The organism is Pseudomonas kairouanensis, from assembly GCF_004682055.1.
Classification (GTDB): domain Bacteria; phylum Pseudomonadota; class Gammaproteobacteria; order Pseudomonadales; family Pseudomonadaceae; genus Aquipseudomonas; species Aquipseudomonas kairouanensis.
Genome location: NZ_QUZU01000027.1, coordinates 49,073 through 67,663, shown reverse-complemented (window position 1 = coordinate 67,663; position 18,591 = coordinate 49,073). Strand labels below are relative to the sequence as shown.

Sequence of the window (18,591 nt, the reverse complement as noted above, 5' to 3'; positions counted from 1 at the left end):
CTGTTATGAAAACAAACCGCGCTACGCCGCTTAACGTGGGGCTTGTACAGCGGCCCGATGAGCTATTCCGACGCAGTGGGCTGAGCCTTTCGGTGTGCGTGGCCATGATGTCGAGCGTTGTGGACAGCGCGCAGGCTGCGCCCGCCGCTACGACTGTGGGTGGTTTCGACCTCGCGACCCTGCAGGCGCGTGGGATCAGCCCATCGGTTGCCCATTACTTTCGCGATGCGCCGCGTTTCAGTGAGGGTGTTCGCGTGGTGGACCTTACGGTCAATGGCGAGCGCATTGGCTTGACGGATGCCCGTTTCGATCGCGACGGCGACCTGTGTTTTACCCGCAACCTGTTGGACCGGGCCGGCTTGCGTGTGCCCTCTGCGGTAATCGACAAACAGGCTGACCCCGTCTGTTATGACCTGCGGGGCGTTTACCCTAACGCTATTGTCACGCTGCGCCCAGGCAATGAAGAAGTGTCGTTGGTGGTGCCGACGGATGCGCTGCGGGGCCCGCAAAGTGCTTCTGGCAGCTATGCGCGCGGTGGGAGTGCGGCGCTGCTCAACTACGATATCCAGGCCGTCAACAGCCATTCTCGCGAGGATACCCACCGCTATCTGTCAGCCTCTACCGAGGTGGGTTTCAACATGGGCGACTGGATAGCGCGCAGTCGCCAGTTCTTTGTGTCCAATGATCGTCGCTCAACGGCAGAGCATGTGTATGCCTATGCGCAGCGTGATTTCCTGCCATTGGCATCGACCTTCCAGGTTGGCCAGATTTCGGGAAACAACCCGGTCTTTGGCGGCGTGCAACTGATGGGGGCCCAGCTGTTTCCCGATGGCATTGAAGCGCCCGGCAGCAACGCTGGCGTGGCGGTCGAGGGCCAGGCGTATAGCCAGTCGCGGGTGGAGGTGCGCCAGTCCGGTGCTTTGATTTACACCACGGTGGTGCCGCAAGGGCCTTTTTCCCTGAACAACCTGCCCTTGCTCAATGGCACCAGCGACCTTGAGGTCACGGTGATCGAGGCCCGTGGCGGGCAGCGCAGTTTTGTCGTGCCGGCGGCCACCTTTCGTGCGGCGGTACCGGTCAAGGCCGGGTTTACGGCGTCTGTGGGCAAGGTCCGGGATGTGGAGCGCCTCGGGCGCAAAGAGCCTGTGCTGGCGATGGGCAGTGGCACCTGGGCGGTGGGCAGGGGCAGTGCACTCAGTGTGGGCATGCAAGGTACCGATGACTACACTTCGGTGGGCCTGGCGTTGGACAACAGTTTTTCCGAGCGCTTTTCCGTTGGGCTGCGCAACAACCTGTCTCGCGATCGCTCAAGCAAGGTGCAGGGCGCTCGCAACAGTGTTTCCCTCAGCGCGGCTTTGCCGGCAAACGTGCAGATGGCAGTGAGTGCCACCACCCAGACGCCGGGCTACCGTGACGTGCTCGATACGGTAAACCCGGACGTTCGAGGGGGGGCGAATGCACGCTTCAAAAACCAATACACCGCCGGCTTCAGTTGGGCGGACCCGCAACTGGGCGGTTTTTCGGTGGGCTACAGCCGGGGTGCCCATTTCAGCAGCCGCACTACAGAACATGTCTATGGGGCGTGGAACAAGAACTTCCGGCACGCCAGCGTCGGCGTCACCGTCGAGTCCAAGGTCGGGCAATCGCGCCGCGCGGGCGACAGGGAAAAGGATGACGACGGCGTGGGAATCCGGCTGCAAGTTAGCGTGCCTTTGGGTGGCGGCCGCAGCCTCAGCACCTACGCCCGACGCCAGGGTGAGCGCGCCAGTATTGGCGCGGCCTATGACGAGCGTGTCGATGACACCTTGAATTACCAACTGCGCAGTGACCATGACCTGGGTGAACACCGGCAAAACAGCGTCGGCGGGGCACTCAATGCAACGTCCCGTTACGCTCAAATGGGGGTGGGGTTCAACCGGGATGGGGCCAGCACCAGCTATACCGGCCAGTTGCAGGGGGCGGTGGTCGCCCATTCCGGCGGGGTGACGCTGTCACCCTATCGGGTTGAGGACACCTTCGGCATCGCTTCGGTCGGAGATATCCCTGGTGCACGAATCACGACACCTCAAGGGCCGGTGTGGACTGACCTGTGGGGCAATGCCGTGGTTGCCGGGCTTGCGGCCTATCAGAACAGCCTGTTGGACCTGGATGGCAAAAGCCTGCCCCGGCAGGTGGATATCAAGAACGGCACCCAGGCGCTGCAAGCCGGGCGCGGCTCGTTCAGCAAGGTCGACTTCGATGTGGTCAAGGTACGTCGCGTATTGCTGCGTGCCACGGATGCGCACGGCAAGCCGCTGCCACAGGGCGGTGCGGTGCTGGGAGCTGATAACGCCTTGCTGACAACGGTTGTGGGGGATGGGATGGTTTTCCTGAGTAATGTCCAAGCGCCACAAAGCCTGACGGTGTCGTCGTCGAACGGCACGACCTGCGTACTGAAATTGGACCTTCCGGAGCACACTTACAATGGTGGATTCTACGAAACGGCGGCTGCGACCTGCCGCTAGACGGGCGGTTGGATGCATCGTAATGCTGGGCGCGCTGTTGGGCGGTCTGCTTCCGGCAGCGCATGCTGCAAGCTGTCGGCTGTTCCTCAGCCAGCCTGTCATCGACTACGGCCAGCTTCGCCCCGGTGATCGCCCTGCCCACCTGGGCAGGCGTACGGTGCGCCTGAACGTCGTTTGCCCTGAAAGCAGCACGATTGCGCTGCGCTTTCACGCTGACGCGGCGGCTGATCAAGGCTACCGTTTTGGGGCGCAGGGGGTATTCGGCCTGACACTCCTGCATCCCCAACTGGACGGGAAACCGGTCGAACTGGCGCAGTTGTATAACCCTGCCGAGCGCAGTGGCCAGATGCGCCCCGGCCAACCGTTGGTGGTGGTAGTGGGCGGGTTGCCGGCCAAGGGGCGTACGTTTTCTGCCCAGGTACAGGTAGACACCTGGCTGCCGAGCGCGCCCACTGCGGTGCGCGATAAAACCACGCTGGAGGGCGGTGGGCGTTTCGAACTGATGCCGGCCGGCTGAAGGGTCAAGCAGGCGCTTCGGTGGTGCGGATGAAATTGGCCAACTCTGCCGTTTGTGGATCGGCAAACAACACCTTCGGGTCGCCGACTTCATGCACCTTGCCCTGGTGCATGAACACCAGCTTGTCCCCAACCTCCCGGGCAAAGCGCATTTCGTGGGTCACCATGATCAGGGTCATACCGTCCTTGGCTAGTTGGCGCACCACGCTGAGCACTTCGTTCACCAGTTCTGGGTCGAGGGCCGAGGTGATTTCATCGCACAGCAGCACTTTGGGCGACATGGCCAGGGCGCGGGCAATGGCGACGCGCTGTTGCTGGCCGCCGGACAGGCGATCGGGGAACGCGTCGAATTTCTCTCCCAGCCCGACCCGTTCCAACATCTGCTTGGCCAATTGGGCGGCCTTGGCCTTGGGCACTTTCTGCACTACCTGGGGGGCAAGCATGACGTTTTCACCGACCGTCAGGTGCGGGAACAGGTTGAACTGCTGGAACACCATGCCGACTTTCTGGCGCAGGCTGCGCAAGTCGGCGCGGGCGGCGTCCAGGTATTCACCGTCGACCTCGATCACGCCGTCATTGATGGACTCCAGGCCATTGAGGGTGCGCAGCAAGGTGGATTTGCCCGAGCCGCTGCGGCCGATGATCGCCACCACCTGGCCTTCTTCTACCGTGAGGTCGATGCCCTTGAGCACATGGTGATCGCCGTAATACTTATGCAGGGCCGAAATTCTAAGCAGAGGCATGCAGTCTCCTTTCCAGATAGCGCGCACTGAGGGACAAGGGGTAGCAGAGCAAAAAGTAACCAAGGGCCACCAGGCCGTAGACCATGAAGGGCTCAAACGTGGCATTGGCGAGCATGCCGCCGGTCTTGGTCAGTTCGGTGAAGCCGATAATCGAGGTTACGGCGGTGCCTTTGACCACCTGCACCGAGAAGCCCACGGTTGGCGCAACGGCAATGCGCAGGGCCTGGGGCAGGATCACGTAGCGCAGTTGTTCAAGCGGGTTCAGCGCCAGGCTGGCCGAAGCTTCCCACTGCCCGTGGGCGATGGAATCGACACAGCCGCGCCAGATCTCGGCAAGGTAGGCGCTGGTAAACAGGGTCAGGGCAATGGCCGCTGCTAGCCACGGCGAGATATCCACACCCAGCAGGGCAATGCCGAAAAACACCAGGAACAGCTGCATCAACAGCGGCGTGCCCTGGAACAGCTCGATATAGGTACGGGCCACGTTGCGCGGGAACGCCTTGCTGCTGATGCGCATGGTCATCACCAGCAAGCCGATCACACCACCGCCGATAAACGCCACCAGCGACAGCAACAGCGTCCATTGCAGGCCGGTGAGCAGGTTACGCACGATGTCCCAGAACGAAAAATCACTCATCGGCTGTTCCTCATCACGAAGCGACGGCCAATCCAGTTGAGCAACTGGCGAATCATCAGCGCCATGCACAGGTACACCAGGGTGGTCAGCGCGTAGGTTTCGAAGGCGCGGAAGTTGCGGGACTGGATAAAGTTGGCGGCAAAGCTCAGCTCTTCGGTAGCGATCTGCGAACACACCGCCGAACCGAGCATCACGATGATGATCTGGCTGCTCAGGGCCGGCCACACCTTGCCCAGCGCCGGCAGCAGCACCACATGGCGGAACGCCTCGAAGCGCGTCATCGCCAGTGCCGCAGCGGCTTCCAATTGCCCGCGCGGGACAGCCTGGATGCCGGCACGAATAATCTCGGTGGAGTAGGCCCCCAGGTTGATCACCATCGCCAGCACGGCGGCTTGCCACTCGGTAATTTTCAGGCCTAGCGACGGCAGGCCGAAAAAGATAAAGAACAGTTGCACCAGAAACGGCGTGTTGCGGATCAACTCGACATACACCCCGAAGAACCAGGCAAACGGCTGGATTTTCCACGCCCGCACCACGGCGCCTACCGTGCCCAGGGCAACCCCCAGGATGGCGCCGATGGCCGTCAGCTCCAGGGTGAACAACGCGCCGCGCAACAGCAGGTCGGTGTTGGCCAGCACCGGTACAAAGTCAAATTGATACGCCATGAATCAGCTCCGCGTTCAGAGATCGGCAGGCAAGGGTTCTTTGAGCCATTGCAGGGCATTTTTTTCCAGGCTGCCGTCGGCCTTGGCGGACACCAGGATCTGATTGACCTTTTCCAGCAGCGCCGGCTCGTTCTTGTTCACGCCCACGTATACCGGCGAATCCTTGAGTTTTACTTTCAGGGCCGGCACGCGTTTGGGGTTGCGTTCGCTGATCGCCACCATCACCACGTTGCCGCTGGCGATCAGGTCGACCTGGCCGGCCAGGTAGGCAGCGATAGTGGAGTTGTTGTCTTCGAAGCGCTTGATGGTGGCTTCCTTGGGGGCCACGGCGGTCAGCTCGATGTCTTCGATGGCGCCACGGGTCACGCTGATGGTCTTGCCCTTGAGGTCATCGAGGCTGCCGATGGCGGCTTCAGGCGGGCCGAACACCGCGAGGTAGAAGGGGGCGTAGGCTTTGGAGAAGTCGATGACCTTTTCCCGCTCGGCGTTTTTGCCAAGGCTTGAGATCACCAGGTCGACCTTGCCGGTGGTGAGGAACGGGATGCGGTTGGTGCTGTTGACCGGGGTGAGTTCCAGCTTGACCTTGAGCTGGTCGGCCAGCAGCTTGGCGGTGTCGATGTCCAGGCCTCGGGGCTTCATGTCCGGGCCCACCGAGCCGAACGGCGGGAAGTCCTGAGGCACCGCCACCTTCAGGGTGCCACGGGCGACGATATCGTCCAGACCGTTGGCCTGGGCGGGTGCCTGGCTCAGCATCAGGCTGGCAAACAGGGCAGTGAGCAGGGCGCTGTAGCGCTTGGTCATGGCAACTCTCCGAGAAGGGCGAAGGAATTTTCTGGATTTGCTCAGTGCATAGCCCATGCCATGAGCGTGCGAATCGTCTGTAGGGCCGGGATTTATTGAGCTGTCGTGGTCTTACTGGTCTGAACAGTGGCTGGCCTTTTCGCACCCTTTTCGAGCGCTGATAAAACCCCGCGAGCCCCTTTGGGGCGTGGCTTGCCGCCGGCCGCGAATAGCTTTACAACTAGCCGCTCCGTTGACTGCAACCTTGAGTTTTTTATGAATTCCATCGCCCAAGCCGTACCGGAAGCGGCCCTGCAGGCCATCCGCAAACTGATCAAGGAGCAAGGCTTCGGGCCGGGTGATGCACTGCCGTCCCAGCGCGACCTGGCAGTGCAGTTGGGGGTGAGCCGGGCCTCGTTGCGCGAGGCGCTTTCGTCGCTCAGTGCCTTGGGTGTGGTCAGCGTGCAGCCGGGCAAAGGCGTGTTTGTGCAGGCGGCAGAGGAGTCACCGGGGTTTGCCTGGCCGTTTGCGGCCCAGGCCACGCCGCTGGATATCTTCCAATTACGCTACGCCCTGGAAGGCTTTGCGGCGGGGTTGGCGGCGGTGACATTGACCCTTGATGAGCTCGACCGCCTGGAAGATAACGTCGAGGCCATGCGCAAGGTGCTCAAGGCCGGCGACTTTGAAGCGGCAGCGCGGCTGGACTTCGAATTCCACCAGCGCATCCTGCTGGCCAGCGGTAACCAGGCGATGGTAAGCATCCTCAGTGCCAGCGCCGAGGTGTTCCTGGAGAGCCAGAAACTACCGTTCATCCGGCCGGAGCGTGCCATGGAAACCTGGCAGGAACACCGCAAAATTCTGCGCGCCTTGGCCCGACGTGCCAGTGCGACGGCGCAAAAAACCATGCAGGAACACGTACGTAACGCGGCGCTGCGTACCGGCATTGCCTTCGTGACCCCCGTGGCGCCGTGAGCCGGGCGATACCCAAACTCATGCATCTCCATAGCAAGACTCAATCAGAGGCGGCTTCCTGAACGGGGGAAGGGCGGCTATGATGGGCCACGTTTTTTTTGCTTACAATCCGGAGACATCCATGAGCAACGATCTTATCAAGCACGTCACCGACGCGACCTTTGAGGCCGAAGTACTCAAGGCTCAAGGCCCGGTGCTGGTTGACTACTGGGCTGAATGGTGCGGCCCTTGCAAAATGATCGCTCCTGTTCTGGACGACATTGCAACCACTTACGACGGCAAGCTGACCATTGCCAAGCTGAACATCGACGAAAACCAGGAAACCCCGGCCAAGCACGGCGTGCGCGGTATCCCAACGCTGATGTTGTTCAAGGGCGGTGAAGTGGCTGCCACCAAAGTGGGCGCTTTGTCGAAGTCCCAGTTGGCTGCATTCCTCGACGCGAACATCTAAGCGTCGTCAAAAAAGCCCCGCAAATTGCGGGGCTTTTTCGTGAAACAGGGCTAGACGCTCCGAAACTCAGGTGGTACATTCGGCCCCGCACTGGTTTCTCCACTGCCCCCTGCAAGCCGTCGCCGACGCACTCCTTTTCGATTAGTACGCGATCCTGTCGCCTTCTCTGCGGCGCGGCCTCATTAAGCCAAAAGCTTAATTTCCCCCCTCCATAAATGATTACGTCATTCCTATATGAATCTGACTGAACTCAAGCAAAAGCCGATTACCGACCTGCTTCAACTGGCCGAAGAAATGGGCATAGAAAATATGGCCCGTTCGCGCAAGCAGGACGTGATTTTCTCCCTGCTGAAGAAGCACGCAAAAAGCGGCGAGGAAATCTCCGGTGATGGCGTGCTGGAGATTCTCCAGGACGGCTTCGGCTTCCTGCGCTCTGCTGACGCTTCCTATCTTGCCGGCCCAGACGATATCTACGTCTCGCCGAGCCAGATCCGTCGCTTCAACTTGCGCACCGGTGACACCATCGTTGGCAAGATCCGCCCTCCAAAGGAAGGCGAGCGGTATTTCGCCCTGCTCAAGGTCGACACGATCAACTTCGATCGTCCTGAGAACGCGAAAAACAAGATTCTCTTCGAGAACCTGACCCCGCTGTTCCCGACCGTGCGCATGAAGATGGAAGCCGGCAACGGTTCCACCGAAGACTTGACCGGTCGTGTGATCGACCTGTGCGCCCCGATCGGCAAAGGCCAGCGTGGCCTGATCGTCGCACCGCCGAAAGCCGGTAAGACCATCATGCTGCAGAACATTGCAGCGAACATCGCGCGTAACAACCCTGAAGTTCACCTGATCGTATTGCTGATCGATGAGCGTCCGGAAGAAGTGACCGAAATGCAGCGCACCGTGCGCGGCGAAGTGGTTGCCTCCACGTTCGATGAGCCGCCAACCCGTCACGTACAGGTTGCCGAAATGGTGATCGAGAAGGCCAAGCGCCTGGTCGAACACAAAAAAGACGTGGTGATCCTGCTCGACTCCATCACCCGTCTGGCCCGTGCCTACAACACCGTAATCCCAAGCTCCGGCAAGGTATTGACCGGTGGTGTCGATGCCCACGCCCTGGAGAAACCGAAACGTTTCTTCGGTGCTGCGCGCAACATCGAAGAAGGCGGTTCGCTGACCATTATCGCCACCGCACTGGTTGAAACCGGTTCGAAGATGGACGAAGTGATCTACGAAGAGTTCAAGGGTACCGGCAACATGGAACTGCCCCTGGACCGTCGCATCGCGGAAAAACGCGTATTCCCGGCTATCAACATCAACCGCTCCGGCACCCGCCGCGAAGAGTTGCTGACTGCCGACGACGAACTGCAGCGCATGTGGATCCTGCGCAAGCTGCTGCACCCGATGGACGAAGTTGCCGCCATCGAGTTCCTGGTGGACAAGCTGAAAACCACCAAGACCAACGACGAGTTCTTCTTGTCGATGAAGCGCAAGTAATACAGCGTTTCAGGTCCGAAAGAATGGCGCCCTCAGGGGCGCCATTTTTTTTGCGCCCGCTTTTTAAGCACGCCCCGCAGCCAAACACGCCCCGGAGCAGGTAGGATGTACGCCTATTTTACGGGTGGCATGGTTAATGAAATTCAAGGATCTTCGGGATTTCGTGCAGCAACTTGAGCAGCGCGGAGAGTTGAAACGTATCCAGATGCCGATTTCCCCGGTACTGGAAATGACTGAGATTTGCGACCGCACCCTGCGCAACAAGGGCCCGGCGCTGCTGTTCGAGAACCCGACCGGCTACGATATCCCGGTGCTCGGCAACCTGTTCGGCACGCCTGAGCGCGTGGCGTTCGGCATGGGCGCCGAGTCGGTCAGCGAGCTGCGCGAAATCGGCAAGCTGCTGGCTTTTCTCAAGGAGCCTGAGCCGCCCAAGGGCTTGAAAGACGCCTGGTCGAAGCTGCCGATCTTCCGCAAGATCATTGCCATGGCCCCCAAGGTGGTCAAGGACGCGGTGTGCCAGGAAGTGGTCATCGAGGGCGACGACGTCGACCTGGCCATGCTCCCGGTGCAAACCTGCTGGCCCGGCGACGTCGGGCCGCTGATTACCTGGGGCCTGACCGTCACCAAGGGCCCTAACAAGGACCGCCAGAACCTCGGCATCTACCGCCAGCAGGTGATCGGTCGTAACAAGGTGATCATGCGCTGGTTGAGCCACCGTGGCGGTGCGCTGGATTACCGCGAGTGGTGCGAAAAACACCCAGGCAAACCGTTCCCGGTCTCCGTGGCCCTGGGCGCTGACCCGGCCACCATCCTCGGCGCCGTGACCCCGGTGCCCGACAGCCTGTCCGAATACGCCTTCGCTGGCCTGCTACGCGGCAACCGCACCGAGCTGGTGAAGTGCCGTGGCAACGACCTGCAAGTGCCGGCCACGGCCGAAATCATCCTTGAAGGCGTGATCCATCCGGGCGAAATGGCCGATGAAGGCCCTTACGGCGACCACACCGGTTACTACAACGAAGTGGACAGCTTCCCAGTGTTCACCGTCGAGCGCATTACCCACCGGATCAAGCCGATCTACCACAGCACCTACACTGGCCGCCCGCCGGATGAGCCGGCCATCCTTGGCGTCGCGCTCAACGAAGTGTTTGTGCCTATCCTGCAAAAGCAATTTCCGGAAATCACCGACTTCTACCTGCCGCCCGAAGGCTGTTCGTACCGCATGGCCATCGTGACCATGAAGAAGTCATATCCGGGTCATGCCAAGCGGGTAATGCTGGGTGTGTGGTCGTTTTTGCGACAGTTTATGTACACCAAGTTCGTTATCGTCACCGACGACGACATCAATGCCCGCGACTGGAACGACGTGATCTGGGCCATCACCACGCGCATGGACCCCAAGCGCGACACGGTGATGATCGACAACACGCCCATCGATTACCTCGACTTTGCCTCGCCGGTGTCGGGCCTGGGCTCGAAGATGGGCCTGGATGCCACCCACAAGTGGCCGGGTGAGACTACTCGCGAGTGGGGCCGGGTGATCGTCAAGGATGAAGCTGTCACGGCCCGTGTCGATGCGATCTGGAAAGAATTGGGAATAGATTGATGCGTGTAACCCTGCAACCTTCCGGCGCCGTATTGGAGCTGGTCCCTGGCGAGCGAATCCTCGAAGGCGCGCGCCGCCTGGGCTATGAGTGCCCCCAGGCCTGTCGCAACGGCGTGTGCCATGTGTGTGCCGCGCTGCTGGTGGAAGGCCGGGTGCAGCAAGCCGGGGAGGTACGCGACCACGGTGAGTTCTACACCTGCATCGCCGAGCCGCTGGAAGATTGCATTGTCTTGTGGGATGGCGTGTTGGCGCCGGGAGAGTTGCCGTTGCGCAAGTTGTCGTGCCAGTTGAGTGAATGTGTGGATGTAGGCGGCGATGTCTGGCGTGTGCGCCTGCGGGCCCCGGCCGGCAAGGCGGTGCGTTACCACGCAGGGCAATACCTGATGATCGAACGGGAAAACGGCGAAAAGTCGGCGTTCTCCCTGGCCTCGGCGCCCCATGCCGGGCGCGAGCTGGAATTGCATGTACTGGTGCGCGAAGACAGCGCCCGCAACCTGCTTGAGCAATTGCAGCGCAACCAGATGGCACGCATCGAGCTGCCGTTCGGTGACACCCACCTGGCCGAGCTGCCGGACGGGCCGTTGGTACTGATCGCCGCAGGCACCGGCATGGCACAGATGCACAGCCTGATCGAGCATTGCCGTGCTTCCGGCTTCAAGCACCCAGTGCACCTGTACTGGGGCGTACGACGCCCGGACGACTTCTACGACATCGAGCACTGGGACCAGTGGCAGCAACTGCCCAACCTGTTCCTGCACAAGGTCGTCAGCGACCTGTGCGGCTGGGAAGGGCGTTGCGGGCTGTTGCATGAGGCGGTGTGCGAAGACATCACGGACCTCAAGGCTGTGCACGTCTACGCCAGCGGTTCACCGGCGATGATCTACGGCACCTTGGATGCGTTGGTCGAGGCGGGTATGGATGCACACCAGATGCGCGCTGATGTGTTTGCCTACGCGCCCCGGCCATAAATCACTGACGTACACCGATCAAAATGTGGGAGGGGGCTTGCTCCCGATTGCGGTCGATCAGTCACATCTATATTGGCTGACACTCCGCAATCGGGAGCAAGCCCCCTCCCACATTTGACTGTGTGGTGTAAGGGTTAGAACCGCACACCCGTCGTCACCATCGCCGCATTAAACCCCAGCAACACCAACTCCGCCGCCATCGGCCCGTAATGGGTGCCCACCGACGGAATGATCACCGGCGCCACGCCATAACGGTTCAACGGGATCTTGTCACGGTACTTGCCGCGATAACCCTGGATCGCCCCGCCTGTCAGCTTCAGGTACACCGGATAGTCATCCATGTCGTAGCGCTTGCCCGCGTACGCATAGTACGAGCGCTGTCTGAACGAGTTGCGAAACGTCGCCCCGCCATACACCAAGCCTGAGGCCTCGTTGCGCTCCAGGCCTATCAGGTCCTGGTTGTTGTTGTGCTCGGGGTCCGGCGCGAAGTGCCGGGTGTAGAGGCTGGTTTGCGCGTACCAGAAACCTTTGTCGTCTTCGGTCGCTGGTGCTTCGCCCGCCAGTGCAGTGGTGGCCTGGGCCAGGAACAGCAGGCCCGGCAATCGGAATTTTTTCATCGGTGCGACCTCGATAGTCGGTTTGAAGGGCGGCTAAGTGGGTCGTTGTGTGCGCGCCATTTTGACGGTTTGCTGCGCTCCCAGGCTGAACCGGGGCTGAAAGTAGCGGGAATGTCCCCTTCAATCCTGACGGGCGGGGCATCGGGCTTATGCTTTTGCTTATTCTTTTAAGGTATTTAATTTATCTTGAAGATATCTTTAAGCTATATCGCAACGGACTACCGATTTTCTGCCAAACACTAATAACTGACCGCCACCGCCCGCCAGCCGGATCGATCGTACGCATTCAGGGCATGACGCTCTGAGTCTTGATTCCAAGGGGAGCGGTATGGGGAGTTACCAGAAACACGCGCTGTACTCGGCGATTTTGTCGGCCAATTTGCTGACCGCCGCAAGCTTGAACCCAGTCTTCGCGGCCGAAACGTCCGCCACCGATGCACCCGAACTCGACACCGTGATTGTCACCGGCACCCGCGCCCAAGAGCGCACGGCCAGCGCTTCGCTGTCCCCGGTGGATGTGATTTCCGGCGACACCCTGCGCAGCACCGGCTCTGATGAGCTGGGTGCGGTACTGGCGCGCCTGATCCCGTCGATCAACTTCCCGCGCCCAAGCCTGGTGGACGGCGCCGAGCTGGTGCGCGCGGCGCAGTTGCGCGGCCTGTCGCCCGACCAAGTGCTGGTGCTGGTCAACGGCAAGCGCCGTCACACCAGTGCGTTCGTCAACCTGGGTGGTGCGGTGGGCCGTGGTTCGGCACCGGTGGACTTGAATGCGATCCCGCTGTCGGCGGTGGACCATATCGAAGTGCTGCGTGACGGCGCCTCCGCGCGCTACGGTTCGGACGCGATTGCCGGGGTGATCAACGTGATCCTCAAGCACGCCGACCATGGCGGCTCGATCTCCAGCAAATTCGGCGAGTACAAGAAGGGCGATGGCATACAGCGCAATATCAGCGGCAACACTGGCCTGGCGCTGGGCGACAACGGTTTTATCAGCCTCTCCGGGGAAGGTGCCGACAACGATTACACCAACCGCGCCGGCAAGGATTACCGCGCCGCGAGCATCGGTTCCACCACCTATGGCCAACAGGTGTTTCGCCAGGGCGAGCCGGCAACGAACGAAGGGAAATTCCAGTTCAATGCCGAATATGCCTTCAACGACGCGGCCGAGCTTTACAGCTTCGGCGGCTACAGCAAGCGGCGCGGCGAGACGGCGGCGTTCTACCGGGCGAGCAACGCGAGCAATAACATCCCGGCACTCAACCCCAACGGCTACTTGCCGCTGATCAAGGGCAACCTTGAAGACACCTCGCTGGTGGTGGGGCTGCGGGGCTTGCTGGCCTACGACTGGCATTACGATTTGTCGGCCAACTACGGCAAGAACCAATACGACCTGAGCACAGAAACCATCAACACCTCCCTGGGCCTGGCCACGCCGCGCAAGTTCGACAACGGCACCCTGAGCAACGACCAGAAGCAGGTCAGCCTGGACCTGTCCCGTGAGTTCGACGTGGGCTTCCTGCCGTATCCGGTGTCGGTGGCATTTGGCGGCGAATACCTGCGCCAGGGTTATGAAATCGAAGCGGGCGACGCGGCGTCTTACTACCAGACGGGCAGCTCGGGCCTCGGCGGCTTCCGTGAGGCGGACGCCGGCACCAGTTCGCGCCACAACTGGGCGCAGTACCTGGACCTGGAAACCAACTTCACCGACAAACTCAGCGCCTCGGCCGCCGTGCGGCATGAGGATTACAGTGACTTCGGCTCCAATGTCAGCGGCTCGCTGTCGGCGCGCTACGACTTCACCCCGCAGGTGGCGTTGCGCGCCAGCATATCCAACGGCTTCCGTGCGCCGTCCCTGGCCCAGCAGAATTTTGCGTTTACCTCGTCCCAGCTGATCGGCAGCGAAATCCGCGAAGCCGGCACCTTCCCGGCCTCCAGCCAGGTCGCGCGCTTGCTCGGCGCAGAAGACCTGAAGGCCGAGAAATCGCGCAACTACAGCCTGGGCCTGGTGCTGGAACCCGCCGATGACCTGACGGTGACGGTGGATGTGTATCGCATCGATATTCGCGACCGCATCAGCCTGTCGTCCAACCTCAACTTGAGCCCGGCGACCCAGGCCTATCTGCAAGCCAACGGCGTCGGCAACGTCAACTACACCACCGCCCGCTACTTCACCAATGCCACCGACACCAGCACCGACGGCGTCGATCTGGTGGCCAACTATCGTTACCAGTTCGATAACGGCATCCGCTGGAACAGCACGGTGGGCTACAACTACAACCACACCAAGGTGACGGACGTGAAGGCCAACCCGGCCATCCTCGACAGCCTGGGCGCCAACCTGGTACGGGTGGATCGGCGCGAGAAAAGCGGTTTGCTTGGCGATACCACGCCTGAGCACAAGCTGACCCTGGGTAACGACTTCACCTATGGCAATTGGGCGTTGCACAGCAATCTGGTGCGCTATGGTGAGTTCACCAGCTACCAGGCGGACAAGGTCAACGACCAGACCTTCAAGGCCGCCTGGGTGCTGGATTTGTCCGCGGATTACAAGTTCAAGAACTGGACCTTCACCCTGGGCGGCGACAACGTCACCGACAAATACCCGGAAAAGGTCAATGCCTTCGCCAGCAGCGGCGGCAACCTCGCCTATAGCACTTTTTCGCCGTACGGTTACAGCGGCGCGTTTTATTACGGTAAAGTCGCTTACAACTGGTAACACACAGGAGGCGCTCCGCTATTCGCCATGACTGTCATTGAAACCGATCTTATGCAATTGGCTTACCCCCCGCGGCTCGATCTTGGGCCGCAACTCACTCACGAGCAGTTGATGAGCTCAATGCAGGCCACCATGGGGCGGCACAAGGGTGGGCCGGTCTGGCTGTTTGCTTACGGTTCGTTGATCTGGCGTCCGGAGTGCTCCTCCACCAAACGCATGCGGGCGCGGGTTCACGGTTATCACCGGGGCCTGTACCTGTGGTCACACGAGCATCGGGGCACCCCGGAAATCCCGGGCCTGGTGTTTGGTCTGGATCGTGGCGGCTCTTGCAGCGGGTTTGCCTACCAGTTACCGGAAGACCAGCTGGAAGCCTCGCTGTATGCCCTGTGGTGCCGCGAAATGCCCTATCCCTCGTACCGGCCACACTGGCTCAGCTGCCGTCTTGAGGACGGCACCCAGGTGCAGGCGTTGGGGTTTGTGTTGGAGCGGCACTTGCCCAGTTATGCGGGGAACTTGCCCGACCAGGTGTTGAATCACGTTTTGCAAAGCGCTTGCGGGCGTTACGGCACTACGCGCGATTATGTCGAGCAGACCGTCAACGCCCTGCGCAGCCACGCCATGCCAGATAAAAACCTGGAGGCGCGGCTCAAGCGTTGTGCGAAGGGCTGTTCAGGCGGCGATTAACGCGCCGCGCTGACGCTGTTGGTGTGCCACAGCGTGGGGATCAGGAAGGCAATCGCCAGCAGGCACGCGCCCACCAGCAGTACAAAGCCACCGTCCCAGCCGAAATGGTCCACGGTGTAGCCCATGGCCGCGCTCGCGGCGACCGAACCGCCCAGGTAGCCGAACAAACCCGTAAAGCCCGCCGCGGTACCGGCAGCTTTCTTCGGGGCCAACTCCAGTGCCTGCAGGCCGATCAGCATCACCGGGCCATAGATCAGGAAGCCAATGGAGAACAGCGCGATCATGTCGATCATCGGGTTGCCCGGCGGGTTGAGCCAGTACACCAGGGTCGCCACGGTCACCAGCGCCATGAACACCACGCCGGTCAGGCCACGGTTGCCACGGAAGATCTTGTCCGACATCCAGCCACACAGCAGCGTGCCCGGAATACCTGCCCACTCGTAGAAGAAGTACGCCCACGAGGTTTTATCCACGTCAAAGTGCTTGGCTTCCTTGAGGTAGGTCGGCGCCCAGTCCAGCACGCCGTAGCGCAGCAGGTAGACGAACACGTTGGCGAAGGCGATGTACCAGAGCATTTTGTTGCGCAGCACGTACTTGACGAAGATTTCCTTGGCGCTGAATTCTTCCTCGTGGCTGGCGTTGTAGCCTTCCGGGTAATCGTTCTTGTACTGCTCGATCGGCGGCAAGCCCACCGATTGCGGGGTGTCGCGCATGGTGATGAAGGCAAACGCGGCCACCAGCAACGCCACGGTGGCCGGTACGTAGAACGCTGCGTGCCAGTCGTTGAACCACGCCATGCCCAGCAGGAACAGCGGGCCGATCAGGCCACCGCCGACGTTGTGCGCCACGTTCCATACCGACACCACGCCGCCGCGTTCCTTCTGCGACCACCAGTGCACCATGGTCCGCCCACTCGGCGGCCAGCCCATGCCCTGGGCCCAGCCGTTGATGAACAGCAAAATGAACATCATGGTCACGCTGGACGTTGCCCAAGGTGCGAAACCGAAAATGAACATCACCCCTGCTGACACCAGCAGGCCGAAGGTCAGGAAGTAACGCGGGTTGGAGCGGTCGGACACCAGGCCCATCAAGAACTTGGACAAGCCGTAGGCAATCGCGATGGCCGACATGGCCAGGCCCAGCTCGCCACGGGTGTAACCCTCGTCGATCAGGTAGGGCATGGCCAGGGAGAAGTTTTTGCGCAGCAGGTAGTAGCCGGCGTAACCGAAGAAAATACCGGCGAAGATCTGCCAGCGCAGGCGTCGGTAGGTGCTGTCTATTTTTTCTTCAGGCAGGGGCGCCTGATGTGCGGCAGGACGAAAGAAAGCAAACATTCAAGAGCTCCAGATTTCTTGTTTTGACTGCGGATGCGAATGTTACAGTTTCGTTACCGAAAATAGCATCGCCTCTTATCTGCAAACACAGGAAATGGGAGCCAGTGCGTGTTCTTTTACGAACATGTCGCGAATGGGTAAGTGTGGGTCGTTAGATGCGCTCCAGACAGTGGAGATCAAAATGTGGGAGCGGGCTTGCTCGCGAAAGCGGTGGGTCAGTCACCGAATGTATTGACTGACACACCGCCTTCGCGAGCAAGCCCGCTCCCACACTGATCGCATTTCAAAGCTATTAGCGGGTTTGGACGACCACTTTGCCCACCGCTCGACGCTGCCCCAGATCATTGATCGCCTGGGCCGCCTGTTCCAGCGGATACACCTGCGACACCAACGGCTTCAACTTGCCCTCGGCATGCCACCCAAACAACTGCTGGAAATTCGCCGCATTGTCCTGCGGCTGGCGCTGGGCGAACGAGCCCCAGAACACCCCGACCACCGCCGCACCCTTGAGCAGCGCCAGGTTCACCGGCAGTTCGGGAATGCGCCCGCTGGCAAACCCCACCACCAGCAAGCGGCCGTTCCAGGCAATGCTGCGGATGGCCTGGTCAAACAGGTCGCCGCCCACCGGGTCGTAGATCACATCGGCGCCGTTGCCGTCGGTGAGGCGCTTGATCTCGTCTTTCAGGCTGGTTTCGCTGTAGTTGATCAACTCATCGGCGCCGGCCGCCTTGGCCACGGCGAGTTTGTCGGCACTGCTGGCCGCTGCGATGACGCGGGCGCCCATGGCCTTGCCGATTTCCACGGCGGCCAGGCCCACGCCACCGGAGGCGCCGAGCACCAGCAGGGTTTCGCCGGGTTGCAGGTTGGCCCGTTGTTTGAGGGCGTGCATGGAGGTGCCGTAGGTCATGCTGAAGGCCGCGGCGGTGTTGAAGTCCATGCTGGGCGGAATCGGCAGCACGTTATAGCCCGGCACTGCGACCTGCTCGGCAAAGCTGCCCCAGCCAGTCAGCGCCATGACGCGGTCGCCGACCTTCAAATGGCTGACCTTTTCGCCCACTTCACTGACCACGCCTGCCGCTTCGCCACCCGGCGAAAACGGGAAGGGCGGTTTGAACTGGTACTTGCCTTCGATGATCAGGGTGTCCGGAAAGTTGACTCCGGCGGCATGCACCTCCAGCAAAACTTCGTTCTTCTTGATCGCTGGGCTCTCGATTTCTTCCAGCACCAGGGTTTCGGCGGGGCCGAAGGCTTTGCACAGCACAGCTTTCATCGGACTATTCCTTTTGGCGTCGTGGCCGATAAGTGTAGGAGGGTAGGCGAGTGGGTCAACGAGCATGCCCCGGCCTGATAAGTCGCCATAAGCTTGTACTCAGCCTTGCTAGCGTTATGCTACTGGCCACCGAATGAGAGGAATGAACTGTGAAAGCGTGGATCCTGTTGATGCTGGCCCTGACCTTGCCGATGGCAGCCCAGGCCGAAGAGGCCAAAGAAGGCGAGGCGCCGAAGATCAGCTACATCAGCCTCAGCCCGCCGTTCGTGGGTAACTATGGCCTGGACGGCACCGCGAAACTCAAGGTGTTCAAGGCCGACATCGCCCTGCGCGTGACCGGCCCCGAAGCGGCCGCTGCGGTCAAAGCCAACGACGCGTTGATCCGCAACCAACTGGTGGCGCTGTTCACCCAGCAGACCAACGAGACCATGAGCACGGTGGAAGGCAAAGAGAAACTGCGCCAGGAAGCCCTGAAACAGACCCAGCAAGTGATGAATGACGAAACCGGCAAGCCGGTGGTGGAAGACCTGTTGTTCAACAACCTGATCATTCAGTAACGGCGGCGCTTCGCGCCATTCGCGAGCAAGCCCGCTCCCACATTCGATCGCATTTTCATGTTGAAACGCGGCCAACTGTG

17 protein-coding genes are annotated in these 18,591 nt (G+C 60.9%); 10 read left to right on the top strand and 7 right to left on the bottom strand.

The window, feature by feature from the left end:
• Positions 1-5 precede the first annotated feature (5 nt).
• Positions 6-2,504, top strand: a complete 2,499-nt coding sequence (locus tag DYL59_RS20120) for a fimbria/pilus outer membrane usher protein (protein ID WP_238340735.1) — start codon at positions 6-8, stop codon at positions 2,502-2,504.
• A 22-nt stretch (positions 2,505-2,526) separates the two neighbouring features.
• Positions 2,527-3,021: a DUF1120 domain-containing protein gene (locus tag DYL59_RS20115; RefSeq protein WP_135290726.1), complete on the top strand. Its 495-nt coding sequence runs from the start codon at positions 2,527-2,529 to the stop codon at positions 3,019-3,021.
• A 4-nt stretch (positions 3,022-3,025) separates the two neighbouring features.
• Here DYL59_RS20115 and DYL59_RS20110 read toward each other — a convergent pair whose 3' ends face one another.
• The 4 genes from DYL59_RS20110 to DYL59_RS20095 are packed head-to-tail and all read right to left on the bottom strand — an operon-like array spanning position 3,026 to position 5,866.
• Positions 3,026-3,763 carry an amino acid ABC transporter ATP-binding protein gene (locus DYL59_RS20110; RefSeq protein ID WP_135290725.1) on the bottom strand — a complete coding sequence of 246 codons (738 nt, stop codon included), beginning with the start codon at positions 3,761-3,763 and terminating at the stop codon, positions 3,026-3,028.
• Positions 3,750-4,400, bottom strand: coding sequence for an amino acid ABC transporter permease (locus DYL59_RS20105; RefSeq protein ID WP_076013093.1), 651 nt, complete (start codon positions 4,398-4,400; stop codon positions 3,750-3,752). The genes DYL59_RS20110 and DYL59_RS20105 overlap by 14 nt, the downstream gene beginning before the upstream one ends.
• A complete protein-coding gene (locus tag DYL59_RS20100) occupies positions 4,397-5,065 on the bottom strand; it encodes an amino acid ABC transporter permease (RefSeq protein ID WP_135290724.1) in 669 nt (222 codons plus the stop codon). The genes DYL59_RS20105 and DYL59_RS20100 overlap by 4 nt, the downstream gene beginning before the upstream one ends.
• Positions 5,066-5,080: 15 nt before the next feature.
• On the bottom strand, positions 5,081-5,866 hold the full coding sequence (locus tag DYL59_RS20095; RefSeq protein ID WP_135290723.1) for a transporter substrate-binding domain-containing protein: 786 nt from the start codon (positions 5,864-5,866) through the stop codon (positions 5,081-5,083).
• A gap of 255 nt (positions 5,867-6,121) precedes the next feature.
• Between DYL59_RS20095 and DYL59_RS20090 the strand changes: the two genes are divergently transcribed.
• From DYL59_RS20090 to DYL59_RS20070, 5 genes are all read left to right on the top strand, one after another.
• The gene (locus DYL59_RS20090) at positions 6,122-6,817 is read left to right on the top strand and encodes a FadR/GntR family transcriptional regulator (protein ID WP_135290722.1); all 696 of its coding nucleotides are present in this window, start codon (positions 6,122-6,124) and stop codon (positions 6,815-6,817) included.
• Positions 6,818-6,938: 121 nt separating this feature from the next.
• On the top strand, positions 6,939-7,268 hold the full coding sequence (gene trxA, locus DYL59_RS20085) for a thioredoxin TrxA (RefSeq protein ID WP_135290721.1): 330 nt from the start codon (positions 6,939-6,941) through the stop codon (positions 7,266-7,268).
• Positions 7,269-7,502: 234 nt separating this feature from the next.
• Positions 7,503-8,762 (top strand): transcription termination factor Rho, encoded by a 1,260-nt coding sequence (gene rho, locus DYL59_RS20080; RefSeq protein ID WP_016973082.1) that lies wholly within the window; start codon positions 7,503-7,505, stop codon positions 8,760-8,762.
• A gap of 136 nt (positions 8,763-8,898) precedes the next feature.
• A complete protein-coding gene (gene ubiD, locus DYL59_RS20075) occupies positions 8,899-10,365 on the top strand; it encodes a 4-hydroxy-3-polyprenylbenzoate decarboxylase (RefSeq protein ID WP_135290720.1) in 1,467 nt (488 codons plus the stop codon).
• Complete coding sequence (locus DYL59_RS20070; RefSeq protein WP_135290719.1) at positions 10,365-11,333, top strand: CDP-6-deoxy-delta-3,4-glucoseen reductase; 969 nt, start codon at positions 10,365-10,367, stop codon at positions 11,331-11,333. The genes ubiD and DYL59_RS20070 overlap by 1 nt, the downstream gene beginning before the upstream one ends.
• Positions 11,334-11,467: 134 nt before the next feature.
• Here the strand turns inward: DYL59_RS20070 and DYL59_RS20065 are convergent, their stop codons facing one another.
• On the bottom strand, positions 11,468-11,950 hold the full coding sequence (locus tag DYL59_RS20065) for a sn-glycerol-3-phosphate transporter (protein WP_135290718.1): 483 nt from the start codon (positions 11,948-11,950) through the stop codon (positions 11,468-11,470).
• 328 nt (positions 11,951-12,278) lie between these two features.
• Here DYL59_RS20065 and DYL59_RS20060 point away from each other — a divergent pair, with 328 nt between their 5' ends.
• On the top strand, positions 12,279-14,666 hold the full coding sequence (locus DYL59_RS20060) for a TonB-dependent receptor plug domain-containing protein (RefSeq protein ID WP_135290717.1): 2,388 nt from the start codon (positions 12,279-12,281) through the stop codon (positions 14,664-14,666).
• 27 nt (positions 14,667-14,693) lie between these two features.
• The gene (locus DYL59_RS20055) at positions 14,694-15,350 is read left to right on the top strand and encodes a gamma-glutamylcyclotransferase (RefSeq protein WP_135290716.1); all 657 of its coding nucleotides are present in this window, start codon (positions 14,694-14,696) and stop codon (positions 15,348-15,350) included.
• On the opposite strand, the gene glpT is transcribed toward DYL59_RS20055, so the two are convergent.
• Positions 15,347-16,684: a glycerol-3-phosphate transporter gene (glpT, locus tag DYL59_RS20050; RefSeq protein WP_135290715.1), complete on the bottom strand. Its 1,338-nt coding sequence runs from the start codon at positions 16,682-16,684 to the stop codon at positions 15,347-15,349. The two genes, DYL59_RS20055 and glpT, sit on opposite strands and share 4 nt — an antisense overlap.
• Positions 16,685-16,976: 292 nt before the next feature.
• Positions 16,977-17,954: an NADPH:quinone oxidoreductase family protein gene (locus DYL59_RS20045; RefSeq protein ID WP_135290714.1), complete on the bottom strand. Its 978-nt coding sequence runs from the start codon at positions 17,952-17,954 to the stop codon at positions 16,977-16,979.
• A 149-nt stretch (positions 17,955-18,103) separates the two neighbouring features.
• Between DYL59_RS20045 and DYL59_RS20040 the strand changes: the two genes are divergently transcribed.
• The gene (locus DYL59_RS20040) at positions 18,104-18,511 is read left to right on the top strand and encodes a flagellar basal body-associated protein FliL (RefSeq protein WP_135290713.1); all 408 of its coding nucleotides are present in this window, start codon (positions 18,104-18,106) and stop codon (positions 18,509-18,511) included.
• Positions 18,512-18,591: the final 80 nt, after the last annotated feature.